This window comes from Comamonas sp. BIGb0124 (assembly GCF_003752175.1).
Taxonomy (GTDB): domain Bacteria; phylum Pseudomonadota; class Gammaproteobacteria; order Burkholderiales; family Burkholderiaceae_C; genus Comamonas_F.
This window is the reverse complement of sequence record NZ_RJVF01000009.1, coordinates 207,262-222,969: the sequence shown is the minus strand read 5'-3', so window position 1 is coordinate 222,969 and position 15,708 is coordinate 207,262. Positions and strand designations below refer to the sequence as shown.

The following is a 15,708-nucleotide window of genomic DNA, read 5'->3' as shown; positions in this document are numbered from 1 at the left end:
GCGAGCCGCCGCGCCGTGGATGCGGTTCAAGCCGCGCGCGGTTCCTGCACATAGGCCTGCCCGCCGGTGCGCGCACCGATCACCATCTCGGTGATCCACCGCATGAGGATGCCGTTGTAGGCGGCCTGGCTGACCTCGCCCGTCAAGGCATGGTCGGAGTTGTCGAGGATGCGGTGCGTCAGCGAATGGGACTCGACGAAGGCGGCCCGGTAATTCATGATGGTCTGGTGCGGAATGTAATCGTCCCGCTCGGCCTCGACGATGAGGACATCGCCCTTGAAACGCCGGCAGGCGCCCAGCGCCCGATTCTCGTCCGACGTGACCACCGAGCGGCGGTAACGGTCGATGTCCTGACGGTCGAGCGAGGCCTTGGGACGCGTCCATTCGGTGTCGCGGTAGAGCGCAGGCACATGCAGGGCCAGCCAGCGCACGGGGCGCAGCGTGGTCAGGATGGCCGACAGATAACCGCCGTAGCTGCTGCCCACCACGGCAATGGCCGACGAATCGATCCAGGGATGCGCCATCAGCTTGTCGTAGGCGGCCAGCAAATCCTTGAGGTTGTCTTCCCGCGAGACACGCTGGCGTTCCGCACGCGTCTTCTCGTGCCCCCGCAGGTCGAACGTGAGACACACGCAGCCCAGGCCGGCCACGCCCCGCGCACGCGCCAGGTCGCTCTGCTGGCTGCCGCCCCAGCCGTGTACGAACAGCACGCCCGGCACCTTGGCATCCGGATGCAAAAACGTGCCGGCGATGCGTTCGTCGCCGACCTTCAGCTCGACCTTGTCACTCTGCGTTCCCATAAGCTTTCACCACCGTGTATTTGGTCACCGGACCGACGGCCCGGTCGTTGTCCTGGAACAGCACACGCGCACCCTCGGGCACGGACACATCCTGCCCATAGCGCTCGACCACACTGGCCGATACGGCGTCGACGTCGCCCTGCATCAGCACTTCGAGCGCGGCCACCTCTGCGCCGCTGGCGCCGCCGATGCGCCACGACTGCTCGAGCACCCCGCAGCGCAGTTCGCCCCGTGCATCGCGCCCCTGGACCACGTCGTAGTTGCGGCGAGAGGCAAAGAACCCGGCATAACACTCGCTGGCCGCCTGGTCGTAGCGCCAGGCGTGCTCGACGGCCCGGTGCACATCGGGCGGCAGCTCGAGAGCCAGCAGCCGCTCGAAATCCCCGGCGACGACATGCAGCTCGGATCCACCATAAACCATCTCGCCGCGATTGTCAGGCGCCAGGCTCTGCGTGCCGCTGTAGCTGGCGACGAAACCCGGCAGCCTCAATTGCCCGACGCTGAAGGTGACGACGTCCTCGAGGTTTTCTTCGAGAACCAGTCCGCCTTCGGCGAGCTCGGATTCTTCCATCGCAGCGAGCGCATGTTCCAGTTCGGCCGCCGTGCGCACCACCGTCTGTCCCCGCCCGCCTCGCGCGCAAGCGGGCTTCAGGCGCACCTCGCCGTCTTTCAGCAGGCGCTCGCCGGCACGCCGGGCATCTGCACGAGTGAAAACCGAATAACCGTTGAGCACCACGGGCGCCACGCGCCGCGCGAACTCGCCGGACCAGCCGGCGATGGCGCCGGCATGGTCGTCGACCAGGTCATGGGTGATGATTTTGGTGGCCACGAAGGGGTGGGGCACGACACCGCCAAAGAGGTCGGTCTCGCCCCGGATGCCCAGCCGTGCCGCTTCGGCCGGATCGTCGAGCGTCGCAGCCGGGACGATGTACCGGGGCGGCCCGCCCTCGCGGGCCGGTGCTCCGGGGGCCGCGGAGTCCCATCCGCACAGCACCGCAATGCGCCGCGCCAATTCGCCATGCACCACGCGCTCATGGGCGGGCGTGTCGGCTTGCGGCAGATAGACCACCTGCGGGCGCTCGGCCGGCGGGCAGTCATCGGCTGGAACTCGGGTATCGATCACGGGGCAGCGGGTCATGACGAACTCCTGTGACGTGCGGATCGGAACGGCGGATGTGCTTTTAGCCGCCGGTCGTTTCAGGTACCGGCTGTGCGGAGGCGTCCGGAGACGCCGACGGGGGCGGAGGCGGCGTCACCGATTCGGATGCGGTATCGAGCGGCGTGCCCGGCTGGCGGGCGACGACCCGCGCCGACTGCACCAGCAGATGCACGAACTGGAGCTTGCGCACCACCTCGATCGGCAACACGAAAGGATAGAAATCCGGCGTGCCCATGCTGCGCGAGATTTCGTTGAGCACGCCCGACAGGCGTGTCCAGGAATTGAGAAACTCGAGAAAGGCCGGTGCATCGGCAGCCTCCGGGCGATACAGCATGTCGGCCGTGAAGGGCTCGTACTCGATGTCCGATTCCTCCATCGACAGGCCAAAGCTCATCGCCGTATCGAAGGTGTCGACCATGTGCAGGTAGTGGGCCCAGGTCTCGGCCCAGTCCTCCCAGGGATGGGTGCTGGCGTAGGCGCTCACGTAATGAAGCGGCCAGTCGGGTGCGGGGCCTTGGGCGTAATGGGTCTGCAGAGCGGCTGCATAGTCGGCTCGCTCGTCGCCGAACAGGCTGCGGTAGTCCTCCAGCCAGTCGCTGCCGGCCACCAGCCGGTCCCAGTAATAGTGGCCGATCTCGTGGCGCAGGTGGCCCAGCAGCGTGCGATAGGGCTCGTGCATGGCAGCGCGGGCCTTTTCGCGCTTGACGTCGTCGGCCTCCTCGATGTTGAGGGTGACGAGGCCATCGGCATGACCGGTCAGCACCCGGGGCTGTCCGTTCAGGTCGCTCATGAAATCGAAAGCCACGCCGCGCTGCGGGTCCTGGTCGAGCCGGGAGTCGACCGGCAGCCCCATGGCCAGCAGAGCCGACACCAGGCGGCGTTTGGCCATTTCGATCTTGCCCCACTGGGCGGCATGAACAGCATTGCTCAGGTCGGGAATCTGGCGGTTGAGCGCGCAGGCGATGCACAGCGTGCGCTGCTGCAGCGGCGTGCCCGAGACATCCCGCGCCACGTGTTCGGGCGACTGCGGCAACAGCCAGTTGCAGGAGGCGGCGGTGTCGAAGTTCGCGCAGCGGCGGTAGACCTCGGGGGACGGGCCGGCCGCCCCGTCCTCGATCCAGGTTCCTTCCTCGGCCCCCGGCGCCAGCGAGAGGATGTCGCCCCGAACCGGATCGAAGCCCAGCGCGGTGCCGCAGGCGATGCACAGGCTGTTGCGGAAAAAGACGGGTTTGCCGCAGCGGCAGTTGAAACGCCGTCGGACAGAGGGTTCAAGCGGGGAAAAGGACGAATCGAAGGTCATGATGAGGCACGTGTGTTCCTGGATCGCCCGGCTGGCGCCAGCAGCGCCCTCGGGTATGGGCACGGCACGGAACGGCCCGTGCCGCGCATCCAATCTGTGACTGGGATAATGCCGCCCGTCTCCCTTCCCGACTTGTAGGCAAAACTGCCGACTTGAGGCCTGCCGCCATGCCTGCACCCCCTGACCCCACGCACTGCGACGGTGCGTCCACGCCCGCGACGGCATGGCCCACCCCTTATGCCACCATCGACTGGCAGCGTCCCTGGCTGCAGCCCTGGCGCCAGGCGGGAGTCCCTTTGGCGGACGCGGCGGCGCGATCGGGCACGCTGCAGGCCCTGCAGCAATTGCCCGACTGTCCGGTCGGTTTTGTGCCGCAGGCCGAGCTGGATGCCGGTCGGGCCTACGAAAGTTTTATTTCAGAGACGGGCAAGTGCCCGGTCAGGGAAGGTCTGCACGATTTCTTCAACGGACTGTGCTGGCATGTTTTCCCGCAGAGCAAGCGCCAGCTCAACCGGCTGCAGGCCGAGGCCATCGCCACGCAACCCGCCGCCGCGCCGCGCGGTCCGCTGCGCGATGCCATCACGCTGTTCGACGAGAACGGTGCCGTGCTTCTGGCTCCGCCGCAGGTGATCGAACCGCTGTGGCAGTCGTTGCGTGCTCACGACTGGACAACACTTTTCGTCACGCAGCGCGATCTCTGGCAGCAGGCCGACCTCGTGCTGTTCGGCCACGCCTTGCTCGAGAAACTGGTCCATCCCCGCAAGGCCATCACGGCCCATGTGCTCGCCCTGCCCTGTGACGAGCATCCCTTGCCGGGCGACACACGCCGGGTCGACGCACGGCTGGCGGCTCGCCTGCGCCCGGAAACCCTGGCCGGCAAGCCGTTCTCGCCCTTGCCGGTGCTGGGTGTGCCAGGCTGGTGGGCCGACAACAAGCAAAATTCCTTTTATGATGACGCCTCGGTTTTCAGACCCGCGAGGCGAAGCCGCCCATAAGCGCTGCATCCCTGCAGCCCAGAACAACACGCAGCGCTCTCCCCACGGGCACGGGCAACGCCGCTTGAATTCGGCGCAGCCGGTGCCATCTGACGTCACAACGCGCCATCGCGCCAGTCCTGACCGCTCTCCCGGTTTTGGACTGTTTTGATGGCGCAGGCCCCTGCACGACCCACGTAGACGACTTTCGGAGTCATCCCCTTTATGAAACGTATCGCTTTATTCGTCCTGACCAACATCGCGGTGGTCGCGGTGCTGGGCATTGTCGCCAGCCTGCTGGGCGTCAACCGCTTCCTCACGCCCAACGGCCTCAACCTGGGCGCCCTGCTGGGCTTTGCCCTGGTCATCGGTTTCGGCGGCGCCATCATCTCGCTGCTCATCAGCAAGCCCATGGCCAAGTGGACCGCAGGCGTGCGCATCATCAACCAGCCGCAGAACGCGGACGAAGCCTGGATCGTCGAGACCGTGCGCAAGCTCTCCGACCGTGCGGGCATCGGCATGCCCGAAGTCGGCATCTTCGAGGGCGCGCCCAACGCGTTTGCGACCGGCGCGTTCAAGAACTCGTCGCTGGTGGCGGTGTCCACCGGCCTGCTGCAGAGCATGACGCACGAGGAAATCGAGGCCGTGATCGGTCACGAGGTGGCCCACGTCGCCAACGGCGACATGGTCACCATGGCCCTGATCCAAGGCGTGATGAACACCTTCGTGGTGTTCCTCAGCCGCGTGATCGGTTACCTGGTCGACGGCTTCCTGCGCCGCGGCAGCGACAACCAGCAGTCGGGTCCCGGCATCGGTTATTTCGTGACCACCATCGTGCTCGACATCGTGCTCGGTTTCCTGGCGGCCATCATCGTCGCCTGGTTCAGCCGCCAGCGCGAGTTCCGTGCCGACGCAGGAGCCGCACAGCTGATGGGCCGCAAGCAGCCCATGATCAACGCCCTGGCCCGCCTGGGCGGCGTGCATCCCGGCGAGCTGCCCAAGAGCCTGGACGCCATGGGCATCACCGGCAACATCGGCAAGCTGTTCTCCAGCCACCCGCCCATCGAGCAGCGCATCGCCGCACTGCAGCAGGCCCAGCAGCGCTGAGCGCGTGCGGCGGCAGGCCCTGGGGCTTGCCGCGCGGCGTGCAGACAAAGCCTTGTGTCCCTTCCTTGCAGGGGAGCAAGGCTTTTTTCATGAGGGGACCTCACCCTCGACCGTCCAAGCCCCTCCGCGCTCAAAGCCCCGAAAAATCGGGCTTGCGTTTTTCCATGAAGGCCGTGAAGGCCTCGCGTGCGGCCGGACCGGCCATGAGGCGGCCGAAGAGCGCGCCTTCTTCATCGATGCGTTCACGCACGGCATCGACCTGGCCCTTTTTCAGCAGGCGTTTGGTCTCGATCAGCGAAGCCTGCGATTTGGCGGCCAGCTTGCGGGCCTGCTGCTGGGCATAGGCGTTGACTTCGGTGGGCGGCAGCACCCGGTTGACGAGGCCGACTTCGAGTGCGGCCTCGGCCATGAAGGGTTCACCCAGCAGCAGCGCTTCGGCGGCCCGGTGGTAGCCCATCATCTGCGGCACCAGCAGGCTGGAGGCTGCCTCGGGGCAGACACCCAGGTTCACGAACGGCATCGAGAAAGCGGCGTTGTCGCCTGCGTAGACCAGGTCGCAGTGCAGCAGCAGGGTGGTGCCGATGCCGACGGCCGGTCCGCATACCGCCGCCAGCAGCGGCTTGGGGAAACGCGCCAGCGCATGCAGGAAACCGAACACCGCCAGCGGAGGACTGGCCTCGCCGCCCGCCGGCGGTTCGGCCGGGTCGCGCTGCAGGAAATCGCCGATGTCGTTGCCGGCAGAAAACACCGTGGCATGGCCCTGCAGCACCACCACGCGCACCGCATCGTCCGATGCCGCGGTGTCCAGCGCCTGCTGGAGCACCTGGTACATGGCGCTGGTCAGCGAGTTCTTCTTGTCGAGGCGGTTGAAGGTCAGCGTGAGTACGCCGCCACTGAGGTCGTGCAGGATGTCGCTCATGATGGATGCAGTTCGGTTCGGGGTTGGAAGAAGGGCACGGGGCCAGGGCCGCAAGTCTAGAGCCTGCGCGACACCCAGGTGCGCTCGCGGGCTTCACGCCTTGTAGTAGACCGCCTGGTGGGTGGTGACCAGCAGATCTCCGCCTGTGCTCCACAGCTGTGCGGTCTGGTCGTGGAAGCCCTTGAAATAGCCTTGCCCCCGGGCCTGGGCCAGCAGGCAGTCCGTGCCGGCACGGGCCAGCATGGCCTCGTCGGCATGGAAATAGACGGTCAGCGAAACGGTTCCGACCGGCGTATGGACGGCTCGGCGCAGCCACACCCGTGGAAAGAAGATGTCGGCCATGGCGGCCAGGGCCGGAAAATCGAGCGCGCGCGGCGGGTCGTCGCGCACCCACAGCTGGCTGAGGCTGTCGTGCTGGCTGCCGTCCCACTGCGCAGGCACGTTGCCCACCAGAGGCCTGAGCTCGTAGCGGTTGAACCATTCGATGGCGGGACTGGCGGCGCGTGACACCTCGGTGGGCGGCAGCACCTTCGGCATGCCCAGCTCCGCTTCGCTCCAGGTGTCGCGGCGCACGGCCGTCAGGGCCGTTCCGGTGAGCACCACATGGGATACGCCCGCTTCGTCGACTTGGGAGATCTCGATCACCCAATGCTGGGTCGATCGATTGGTGCGCACCGGCCGGACTTCGACCGCATAGGCGCCCTCTGCGATCGCCGCGACGAAGTTCACCGTGAGCGCGACCGGCAGGCCCAGGCGTTCCGGGTGATCGAGCACGGCCTTCAGCACGGTGGCGGCCGTCACGCCGCCGAAAGGTCCCACCATGTTCCAGTATTCCGGACTGGTCCTGCCTGTGCTGCGATCGGGTTGCCCCGGAGTCGGCTCGAGCCGCAGGGCCCGGTCGAGACTGTGGCCGGCACGGCTCGCCTCGGTGTCGGGCGGCCGGGAGGAAAGCGGAGTGTCCATGTCGAGGTTCCCCTGGATGAGCGATCGAAAGAGCGGCACCATGCCGGCCGTTGCCAGTGGCAGATGCCGAGCGGCGGGCATCGGGGCAGGCCCGCAGCGCCCGGCTGCCGGCCTGCGCTCAGACCCGTTCGAAAATGCCGGCGGCGCCCTGCCCCATGCCCACGCACATCGTGACCATGCCGTAACGCAGATTGTGCCGTCGCAGGGCATGAACCACTGTCGCCGAGCGGATCGCGCCGGTCGCGCCGAGCGGGTGGCCGAGCGCGATGGCGCCGCCCATCGGATTGACCTTGGCGGGATCGAGTCCCAGGGTATTGATCACTGCCAGCGACTGCGCGGCAAAGGCTTCGTTGAGTTCGATCCAATCCATCGCGTCCAGCGTCAGGCCGGCCTGGCGCAGCACCGTGGGAATCGCCTCGATGGGACCGATGCCCATGATGGACGGCGGCACCCCCTTGCTGGCAAAACCGACGAAGCGCGCCAGGGGCTTGAGTCCGTAGCGTTCGATGGCCGCTTCGCTGGCCAGGATCAGTGCACCCGCGCCATCGGAGGTCTGCGAGCTGTTGCCGGCCGTGACCGAGCCACGCGCGGCGAACACGGTCTTGAGGCGGGCCAGGCCCGGGATGCTGGTGTCGGGCCGCGGCCCCTCGTCGAGCGTCACGCGGCGCTGGGCCGTGTGAACCTCGCCGCTGTCGAGGTCGGGCGTGCGCTCGAACACATCGATCGGCGTGATCTCGTCGGCGAACTCGCCCGCCTGCTGGGCCGCCAGCGCACGCTGGTGCGACTGCAGCGCAAAGGCGTCCTGGGCCTCGCGTCCGATCTGCCACTGGCGTGCGACCTTCTCGGCGGTCAGGCCCATGCCGTAGGCGATGCCGACATCGCCCTCCTGCGCAAAGATGGCCGGTGAAAGCGACGGCGAATTGCCCATCATGGGCACCATGCTCATGCTCTCCACGCCTGCCGCGATCATCACGTCGGCCTCGCCCACGCGAATGCGGTCGGCCGCCATCTGAACGGCCGAAAGGCCCGAGGCGCAGAAGCGGTTGACGGTGATGCCGCCCACGCGGGTCGGCAGGCCCGCCAGCACGGCAGCGACCCGCGCCACGTTCAGGCCCTGCTGGCCTTCGGGTATGGCACAGCCGCAGACGATGTCCTCGATGGCCCCGGGATCGAGCGTCGGGGCCTGGGCCAGCACCGCCTTGAGCGTGGCGGCCAGCAGGTCGTCGGGCCGGGTGTGGCGAAAAAATCCGCGATGCGATTTGCCGATGGGCGTGCGCGTTGCGGCAACGATGTAGGCGTCTTTCAGGTTTCGGCTCATGGCGTTTCGTTCCTCAGTTGCGCAGCGGCTTGCCGCTCGACAGCATGCCCATGATGCGTTCCTGCGTCGTGGGGTGCTGGACCAGGCTGGCGAAGGCCTGCCGCTCCAGCGTCATCAGGTAGGACTCGGTGACCTGCGTGCCGGTCTCGACGTCGCCGCCGCACACCACATGGGCGATCAGGCTGGCGATGTGGAAATCATGCGCGCTGATGAAGCCGCCGTCCCGCATGTTGACCAGCGTGCCCTTGATGGTGGCGATGCCGCTGCGGCCCGCCACCGGGAACCGTCGGGCGAGAGGCGGGCGCCAGCCGCTGGCCGCCATGGCACGGGCTTCCTGCAGCGCCACCCACAACACCTCGTCGGCATGGGGCACGATCAGGTCGCTGTCGAGCAGGTAGCCGAGCCGGCGCGACTCGTGTGCACTGGTGCCCACCGTGGCCATGGCCGCGGCCTTGAAGCCTTCGCCGAGCGTCTTGAGCAGATCGCCGTCGGTCGACAGCGCCGCATTCTCGGCGGCGCGCCGTGCGAGATAGGTCAATCCGCCGGCACCCGGCACCAGACCCACGCCCACCTCGACCAAACCGATGTAGGTCTCGAGCGCGGCCACACGGCGCGCCGAGTAGACCGCCATCTCGCAGCCGCCACCCAGCGCCAGGCCCCGCATGGCACTGACCACCGGCACTTGCGCATAACGCAGACGCAGCATCATCTGCTGCATCTCGGCCTCCACCCCCTCGATGGCGGACACGCCCGCCACCACGAAGGCCGGCAGCATGGCCTGCAGATCGGCACCGGCCGAAAACGCCTCGCCAGGCGACCAGATGACCAGCGCACGGTAGTCGCGTTCGGCCAGCTCGACGGCTTCGGTCAGGCCCTCGACGACCTCGGGGCTGATGACGCGCAGCTTGGTCTTGAGGCTGGCGATGAGCACCTCGCCGTCCAGGGTCCACAGACGCAGCGCATCGCCTTCCTGCACGGTGGTCCCGGCCGTGCGCGCATCGTCGCCGGGCTCTCCCAGCACGCGCTCCGGAAACAGCTGGCGGGCATGCACGGGCAGCACGGCACGCGGCTCGAAGCGACCTTCGGCAGGATTCCACGATCCTTCGGCCGTGTGCACGCCACCGGCCTCGACCACGGGCCCGGCGAACACCCAATCGGGAAGCGGTGCATCGCTCAGGGTCTTGCCGGCCTGGATGTCCTCGCGTATCCATTGCGCGACCTGCAGCCAGCCGGCTTCCTGCCACAGCTCGAAGGGACCTTGCTGCATGCCGAAACCCCAGCGCATGGCGAGATCGACGTCGCGCGCGGTCGGCGCAATCGAGGCCAGGTGCACGGCGGCGTAATGGAAACCGTTGCGCAGCACCGCCCACAGGAACTGGCCCTGTGCGCCCTTGCTTTCGCGCAGCAGGCGCAGGCGCTCGCCGGCGGGCTTGCGCAGCATGCGTGCGTAGACTTCGTCGGCCTTGAGACCTCCGGCGACATAGTCGCCCTGGCCGTCGCGGGCCGCCGCATCGAAACGCAGGATATCGCGTCCCACCTTCTTGTAGAAACCCGCGCGGGTCTTCTGCCCCAGGTTGCCCGATGCCAGCAGTTGCTCGAGCGCAGGCGGCGTGCCGAAGCTGTCGTAAAAGGGATCGGTCTCGCGGCTGAGCGTGGTCTGCAGGGTCTTGATGACATGGGCCAGCGTATCCAGGCCCACCACATCGGCCGTGCGGAAGGTGCCCGAACTGGCCCGGCCCAGCTTCTTGCCGGTGAGATCGTCGACCACGTCGTAGCTCAGGCCCAGACGGCTGGCCTCGTGCATGGTGGCCAGCATGCCGGCCGTGCCGACGCGATTGGCGATGAAGTTGGGCGTGTCCTTGGCTCGCACCGCACCCTTGCCCAGCGTGGTCGTGACAAAGGATTCCAGGTGGTCGAGCAGCGCCGGGTCGGTGTCCGGCGTGGCGATCAGCTCCACCAGCCGCATGTAGCGCGGAGGATTGAAGAAGTGGATGCCGCAGAAACGCGAGCGCACGGCTTCGGGCAATCCTTCGGCCAGGGCCGAGACCGACAGGCCCGAGGTGTTCGAGGCCAGGATGGCATGCGGGGCCAGGTGGGGCGCGATCTTGCCGTACAGCGCGTGTTTCCAGTCCATGCGCTCGGCGATGGCCTCGATCACGAGGTCGCAATCCACCAGCCGCGCCAGGTCGTCGTCATAGTTGGCGGGCTCGATCAATTCGGCATCCGCCGCCAGGCCCAAAGGCGCGGGTTTGAGTTTTTTAAGGCCCTCGATGCCCTTGCGGGCGATCGCGCTGGCATCGCCTTCGGGCGAGGGCAGGTCGAACAGCAGGACCGGGACCTTGACGTTGATCAGATGGGCGGCGATCTGCGCCCCCATCACGCCCGCGCCCAGCACGGCCACGCGCCGGATGAGAAATCGAGTCATGCAGACATCCTCAGAAAAGGGCGCGTGTGCGTCATGGCACACGCTGCCAGGTTTGGGTGCGGCCGAAAGGGCCGATGGAACCGCGCACGTCCAGCTTCCGGCCTTCGTCGGCGGGCGTCAGGCGCAGGGTGTAACTCTTGCCGTTTTCAGGGTCGAGGATCTTGCCGCCTTCCCACACCGTGCCATCGGCCGAGGCACGGGCGCCGCGGATGATCTCCAGCCCCACCAGCGGCTGATCCTTGCGCTCGTCGCTGCATTCGGTGCAGCGCGCCGCAGGATCGGCGCCCGGGCGCAGCAGCCGTTCGATGCGACCGCTCAGCATGCCGTCGCGTTCGACGATGACGATCTGCGACTTGGCCTCGCCCGTCTTGTCGTCGAAGCTGCGCCAGGTGCCCACCGGGCTGGTCTGGGCCTGCGCGCACACGCCGGCGGCAGCCAGGCCGGCCGCCAGCAGCGGGGAGCGCCAGGTCCATGCCCCGGCGAGCGGATGCGAAAAGAGAGCAGTCATGCGTAGCTCCTGGTTGCATTGAAGACCGGTCCTCCACCGGGGCCTTCCGACCCGTTGCGGGGGATCAGGCCAGGGCGGCGTCGGTATCCATCAGGGCGCCGCTGCCGGCCCGCGCGGTGCGCATGAGCGAGGCCGTTTCGGGGAACAGCTTGGCGAAGTAGAAACGCGCGGTCTGCAGTTTGGCCCGATAGAAGGGATCCTCGTTGCCTGCCGCGATCTGCCGCAAGGCCACCTGGGCCGAACGGGCAAACAGATAGGCGAATACGAGATGCCCCGCCACGCGCAGGTAGTCCACCGCAGCGGCCCCGACCTCGTCGGGGTTCTGCGAGCCCTTGAAACCCAGCTCCATCGTGAACTTGGTCATCTGTTCGCCCAGGTAGGCCAGCGGGTTGATGAACTCGGCCATGTCCTCGTTCACGCCTTCGGCCTCGACCAGGGCAGCCACCCGCTTGCCGAACTTCTTGAGCGTGGCGCCGTTGTTGCCCAGCACCTTGCGGCCCAGCAGATCCAGCGCCTGAACCGCATTGGTGCCTTCGTAGATCATGTTGATGCGGGCGTCCCGCACGTATTGCTCCATGCCCGCCTCGCGGATGTAGCCGTGACCGCCGAAGACCTGCTGGCACAGCGTGGTGGCCTGCCAGCCGTTGTCGGTGAGGAAAGCTTTGGCGATGGGGGTGAGCAGCGCCACCAGTTCGCCCGACTCGGCGCGGGTCTTCTCGTCGGGGGCGTGCAGTTCCTGGTCGATCAGCAGCGCGCTGTAGACCAGCAAGGCACGTCCGCCCTCGGCATAGGCCTTGGCCGTGAGCAGCATGCGCCGCACGTCGGGGTGCACGATGATGGGATCGGCCGGCTTGTCGCGCGCCTTCGGGCCCGAGAGACTGCGCATCTGCAGCCGTTCGCGGGCATAGGCCAGCGCGTTCTGGTACGCGACTTCGGTCAGGCCCAGCGACTGATTGCCCACGCCCAGCCGGGCGGCATTCATCATCACGAACATCGCCTGCAGCCCTTTGTTGGGCTGGCCCACGAGCGTGCCCACCGCGCCGTCGATGCTGATCTGGGCCGTGGCGTTGCCGTGGATGCCCATCTTGTGCTCGAGTCCCGTGCAGTGGATGGGGTTGCGCTCGCCCAGGCTACCGTCTGCATTGACGTGGTATTTGGGCACGATGAAGAGGCTGATGCCCTTGCTGCCGGCCGGCGCGTCGGGCAGACGGGCCAGCACCAGATGGACGATGTTGGCGGCCAGGTCGTGTTCGCCGGCGCTGATGAAGATCTTGCTGCCGGTGAGGCGGTAGCTGCCGTCGGCCTGCGGTTCGGCCTTGGTGCGCAGCAGGCCGAGGTCGGTGCCGCAATGGGGCTCGGTCAGGCACATGGTGCCGGTCCACTCGCCGCTGGTCAACCGGGGCAGGTAAAGACGTTTCTGTTCGTCGGTGCCGTGGGCATGCAGGGCTTCGTAGGCGCCGTGCGACAGCCCCGGGTACATGGTCCAGGCCTGGTTGGCGGAATTCAGCATCTCGTAGAGGCACTGGTTGAGCACGAACGGCAGGCCCTGCCCGCCGTGTTCGGGATCGCACGACAGGGCCGGCCAGCCGCCTTCGACGTACTGGGCATAGGCCTGCCTGAAACCCTGGGGCGTGGCGACTTCGTGGGTGTCGCGGTCCAGCACGCAGCCTTCGCTGTCGCCCGTCATGTTGAGCGGAAACGCCACCTCGGCGGCGAACCGGCCGCCCTCCTCCAGAACCGCATTGATCGTGTCGGCATCGACCTCGGCGTAGCGGGACGTGTCCTTGTAATGTGCGCAGACGTCGAAAACCTCGTGCAGCAGGAACTGCATGTCGCGCAGAGGGGGGGCGTACTGGGGCATGGTGGAGGTCTCCTTGTTGGACGTTCGGTCAGAGGCCCTGGGCTGCGCCATGGCGCGCCAAGGTGTTGTCGAAACCCTGCAGGGCACGGTCGACCGAGGCCGGGTTCTTCAGGAACCGGGCTTCGTAATGCAGGGCGAGGATGAGGCCATGGATCTCGAACAGGATCTGTCCGGCATCGACGGCGGTGTCGAGATGGCCTTGCTGCTGCGCCTGCTCGATGGCCCGGCGCATGGCATCCAGCCAGATCCGGACCGACTGCGACAGCGCGTCGTGCACCGGTCCGCTGCGGTCGTCGAACTCGACCGCGCCGCTGATGTAGATGCAGCCGGCATCGATCTCGATGGAGGTGCGCCGCATCCAGTTGGCAAACAGCGCGCGCAGGCGGGGCAGGCCCCGCGGGGCCTGGAGGGCCGGGTAGAAGACTTCCTGCTCGAAACGCTCATGGTATTCGCGCACCACCGAGATCTGCAGTTCCTCGCGTGAGCCGAAATGCGCGAACACGCCGGACTTGCTCATGCGCATGAGCTCGGCCACGGCGCCGATGCTCAAGCCCTCGAGCCCGGCCTGCGTGGCCAGGCCCAGGGCCGCATCGACGATGGCGGCCTTGGTCTGCTGGCCCTTGTTGCCGGCGCGGGCCGCAACCCGGCTGGCAGAAGCAGAAAGAGCGGTTTCGGTGTCGTCGAACAGTTGGGACATGGAAGGCACGGCAGCAGAGCTGCCACGGCAAAAGCGGGGAACACAAAAAGAACGGTCGTTCTATTTTGCATCGTTCCGCATTTTTTGCACGCCGATGTCGCCCCAGCGCCGCCATTTAGCGGGAAAACCCCAGGACCGGGGCCTCCCACGCCGTCGTCAGCGATGTCGGCGCAGCTGCAGGTGGTACGCCAGCACACACATCGCCAGCACCGCGATGACGGCGAACTCCACCCAGAGCGCGGTGACGGTGGCCTCGAGGTAACTCTGCCCGCCGCGCAAGGCATGGGCAAAGATGGCGCCCAGCAGGGCCGAGCCCATGCCCAGTGCAGCCTGCTGCACGGTCGAGAGCATGGCGCCGCCCGCCCCGGCGCCGTCGGCCGGCACGTCCGACAGGCCCAGGCGCCAGAAACTGCCGACGATGAGCGCCTGCCCCCAGCCCATCACCGCCGTGGCGGCGGCCAGGTTGAACGCACCGGGATGCGGCCAGACCGCGTGCAGGGTCCAGACCAGCAACAGCAGGCCGGCCAGGACCACGCCGCAGCCCAGCAGCATGGTCTGCACGTGTCCCAGCCTGCGGGCGACACGGGCGCTGATCAGCGAACTCACGAAATACGAGAGGCCCAGCACGATGAAGGCGTTGCCCGCCTGCAGCGGCGTCAGCCCGGCGCCGGCCTGCAGTGCCAGGGCCATGACGAACATGAAGCCGCTCCAGCAGGTGAAGAACAGCACGGCGATCAGCAGCCCGAAGCGCACGCTGTGGAGCTTCAGCAACGCGGGCGGCAGCAAGGGGTGGCGGCCGCTCCGGGCCTGCCGGTGCTCGACGCGCCAGAGCTGGGCGGCGATCGGCAGTGCCGCGGCCAGCGGTACCCAGCAGGGCCACGACCAGCCGACGATCGGCCCCAGGGCCAGCGGCAGCAGCAGGCAGACGATGAGCAGCGCCAGCCAGACCGTGCCGGGCCAATCGATGTCGACGGCCTGCTCGCGGCGCGTCTCGGGCACCCAGCGGCGGGTGCAGGCCAGCACGGCCACGCAGATCGGCAGGTTGATGAGGAACACGCTGCGCCAGCCCATGCCCCAGAGGTCGCTGGACACCAGCAGCCCGCCCAGCACCTGGCCGATGATGAAGGCCAGCCCGCCGACGGCGCCGTAGAAACCGAGCGCACGCGAATGCGCCTGGCCCTTGAGACCGACGTGGATGGTGGAGAGGATCTGCGGCACGATCAGTGCCGCTGCCGCGCCCTGCAGCACACGGGCCACCAGCAGCAGCCCCATGCTGCCGGCCACGCCGCACAGCAGCGAAGCCAGGCCGAAGAGGCCGACTCCCCATGCAAAGACACGCCGGCGGCCATGGTTGTCGCCCAGCCGGCCGCCCATGGCCAGACAGACCGCAAACGAGATGCCGTAGACCGCCACCATCAGTTCGAGTTCGGTGGGGCTGGCGCCCAGCGAACGGGACAAGGCGTCGAGCGCCACATTGACGATGGAGAAGTCGATCAGCGGCAGCAGCAGGCCGGAGAGCAGGACATAGAGCCCAGCCGGGGCCAGTTGGGTGGCCGCCGCGGGCGAGGCGGCGGCAGTGCCGCCCACGGAAGGCGGCAGGGAAACAGAAGAGGATCGGGTCACGTCGGCGGCGGAAAAAAGGGATTGTGGTGGGCGGTTCCGCACAGTATGCTGCGT

At 67.6% G+C, this 15,708-nt stretch carries 13 protein-coding genes; 2 read left to right on the top strand and 11 right to left on the bottom strand.

From position 1 onward, the window contains the following. Nucleotides 1-26: 26 nt before the first annotated feature. Genes EC845_RS07215 through EC845_RS07205 form a run of 3 tightly spaced genes read right to left on the bottom strand, consistent with a single transcriptional unit; the run spans nucleotide 27 to nucleotide 3,259 of the window. A complete protein-coding gene (locus EC845_RS07215) occupies nucleotides 27-800 on the bottom strand; it encodes a S9 family peptidase (protein ID WP_123296677.1) in 774 nt (257 codons plus the stop codon). Further along, entirely contained in the window at nucleotides 784-1,938 is a 1,155-nt protein-coding gene (locus tag EC845_RS07210; RefSeq protein ID WP_123296675.1) for a DUF3182 family protein, read from the bottom strand. Before EC845_RS07210 ends, EC845_RS07215 begins: the two co-directional genes overlap by 17 nt. Nucleotides 1,939-1,981: 43 nt before the next feature. Further along, nucleotides 1,982-3,259, bottom strand: coding sequence for a putative zinc-binding metallopeptidase (locus EC845_RS07205; RefSeq protein ID WP_123296673.1), 1,278 nt, complete (start codon nucleotides 3,257-3,259; stop codon nucleotides 1,982-1,984). A gap of 167 nt (nucleotides 3,260-3,426) precedes the next feature. Here EC845_RS07205 and EC845_RS07200 point away from each other — a divergent pair, with 167 nt between their 5' ends. Both EC845_RS07200 and htpX read left to right on the top strand, forming a co-directional pair. Beyond that, nucleotides 3,427-4,254, top strand: a complete 828-nt coding sequence (locus EC845_RS07200; RefSeq protein WP_123296671.1) for a DUF3025 domain-containing protein — start codon at nucleotides 3,427-3,429, stop codon at nucleotides 4,252-4,254. A gap of 204 nt (nucleotides 4,255-4,458) precedes the next feature. Next, on the top strand, nucleotides 4,459-5,340 hold the full coding sequence (htpX, locus tag EC845_RS07195; RefSeq protein WP_123296669.1) for a protease HtpX: 882 nt from the start codon (nucleotides 4,459-4,461) through the stop codon (nucleotides 5,338-5,340). Between the two features lie 130 nt (nucleotides 5,341-5,470). Here the strand turns inward: htpX and EC845_RS07190 are convergent, their stop codons facing one another. From EC845_RS07190 to EC845_RS07155, 8 genes are all read right to left on the bottom strand, one after another. Beyond that, the gene (locus EC845_RS07190) at nucleotides 5,471-6,259 is read right to left on the bottom strand and encodes an enoyl-CoA hydratase (protein WP_123296667.1); all 789 of its coding nucleotides are present in this window, start codon (nucleotides 6,257-6,259) and stop codon (nucleotides 5,471-5,473) included. A 93-nt stretch (nucleotides 6,260-6,352) separates the two neighbouring features. Then, nucleotides 6,353-7,222 carry an acyl-CoA thioesterase II gene (locus EC845_RS07185; protein ID WP_123297940.1) on the bottom strand — a complete coding sequence of 290 codons (870 nt, stop codon included), beginning with the start codon at nucleotides 7,220-7,222 and terminating at the stop codon, nucleotides 6,353-6,355. A 118-nt stretch (nucleotides 7,223-7,340) separates the two neighbouring features. Further along, nucleotides 7,341-8,540, bottom strand: coding sequence for an acetyl-CoA C-acyltransferase (locus EC845_RS07180; protein WP_123296665.1), 1,200 nt, complete (start codon nucleotides 8,538-8,540; stop codon nucleotides 7,341-7,343). A 13-nt stretch (nucleotides 8,541-8,553) separates the two neighbouring features. Next, a complete protein-coding gene (locus EC845_RS07175; protein WP_123296663.1) occupies nucleotides 8,554-10,965 on the bottom strand; it encodes a 3-hydroxyacyl-CoA dehydrogenase/enoyl-CoA hydratase family protein in 2,412 nt (803 codons plus the stop codon). 31 nt (nucleotides 10,966-10,996) lie between these two features. Continuing rightward, nucleotides 10,997-11,473, bottom strand: coding sequence for a DUF2147 domain-containing protein (locus EC845_RS07170; RefSeq protein WP_123296662.1), 477 nt, complete (start codon nucleotides 11,471-11,473; stop codon nucleotides 10,997-10,999). Between the two features lie 64 nt (nucleotides 11,474-11,537). Then, nucleotides 11,538-13,334 (bottom strand): acyl-CoA dehydrogenase C-terminal domain-containing protein, encoded by a 1,797-nt coding sequence (locus EC845_RS07165; RefSeq protein ID WP_123296660.1) that lies wholly within the window; start codon nucleotides 13,332-13,334, stop codon nucleotides 11,538-11,540. 28 nt (nucleotides 13,335-13,362) lie between these two features. Continuing rightward, on the bottom strand, nucleotides 13,363-14,031 hold the full coding sequence (locus tag EC845_RS07160) for a TetR/AcrR family transcriptional regulator (RefSeq protein WP_123296658.1): 669 nt from the start codon (nucleotides 14,029-14,031) through the stop codon (nucleotides 13,363-13,365). A 156-nt stretch (nucleotides 14,032-14,187) separates the two neighbouring features. Further along, nucleotides 14,188-15,654, bottom strand: coding sequence for an MFS transporter (locus EC845_RS07155; RefSeq protein ID WP_233597972.1), 1,467 nt, complete (start codon nucleotides 15,652-15,654; stop codon nucleotides 14,188-14,190). Between the last annotated feature and the right edge of the window lie 54 nt (nucleotides 15,655-15,708).

Bases quoted from the DNA above. Each gene is read 5' to 3' on its own strand.
- EC845_RS07210 (WP_123296675.1), bottom strand. From the start codon at position 1,938: ATGACCCGCTGCCCCGTGATCGATACCCGAGTTCCAGCCGATGACTGC.
- EC845_RS07160 (WP_123296658.1), bottom strand. From the start codon at position 14,031: ATGTCCCAACTGTTCGACGACACCGAAACCGCTCTTTCTGCTTCTGCC.
- EC845_RS07170 (WP_123296662.1), bottom strand. From the start codon at position 11,473: ATGACTGCTCTCTTTTCGCATCCGCTCGCCGGGGCATGGACCTGGCGC.
- EC845_RS07180 (WP_123296665.1), bottom strand. From the start codon at position 8,540: ATGAGCCGAAACCTGAAAGACGCCTACATCGTTGCCGCAACGCGCACG.
- EC845_RS07215 (WP_123296677.1), bottom strand. From the start codon at position 800: ATGGGAACGCAGAGTGACAAGGTCGAGCTGAAGGTCGGCGACGAACGC.
- EC845_RS07190 (WP_123296667.1), bottom strand. From the start codon at position 6,259: ATGAGCGACATCCTGCACGACCTCAGTGGCGGCGTACTCACGCTGACC.
- htpX (WP_123296669.1), top strand. From the start codon at position 4,459: ATGAAACGTATCGCTTTATTCGTCCTGACCAACATCGCGGTGGTCGCG.
- EC845_RS07185 (WP_123297940.1), bottom strand. From the start codon at position 7,222: ATGGACACTCCGCTTTCCTCCCGGCCGCCCGACACCGAGGCGAGCCGT.
- EC845_RS07200 (WP_123296671.1), top strand. From the start codon at position 3,427: ATGCCTGCACCCCCTGACCCCACGCACTGCGACGGTGCGTCCACGCCC.
- EC845_RS07165 (WP_123296660.1), bottom strand. From the start codon at position 13,334: ATGCCCCAGTACGCCCCCCCTCTGCGCGACATGCAGTTCCTGCTGCAC.
- EC845_RS07205 (WP_123296673.1), bottom strand. From the start codon at position 3,259: ATGACCTTCGATTCGTCCTTTTCCCCGCTTGAACCCTCTGTCCGACGG.
- EC845_RS07175 (WP_123296663.1), bottom strand. From the start codon at position 10,965: ATGACTCGATTTCTCATCCGGCGCGTGGCCGTGCTGGGCGCGGGCGTG.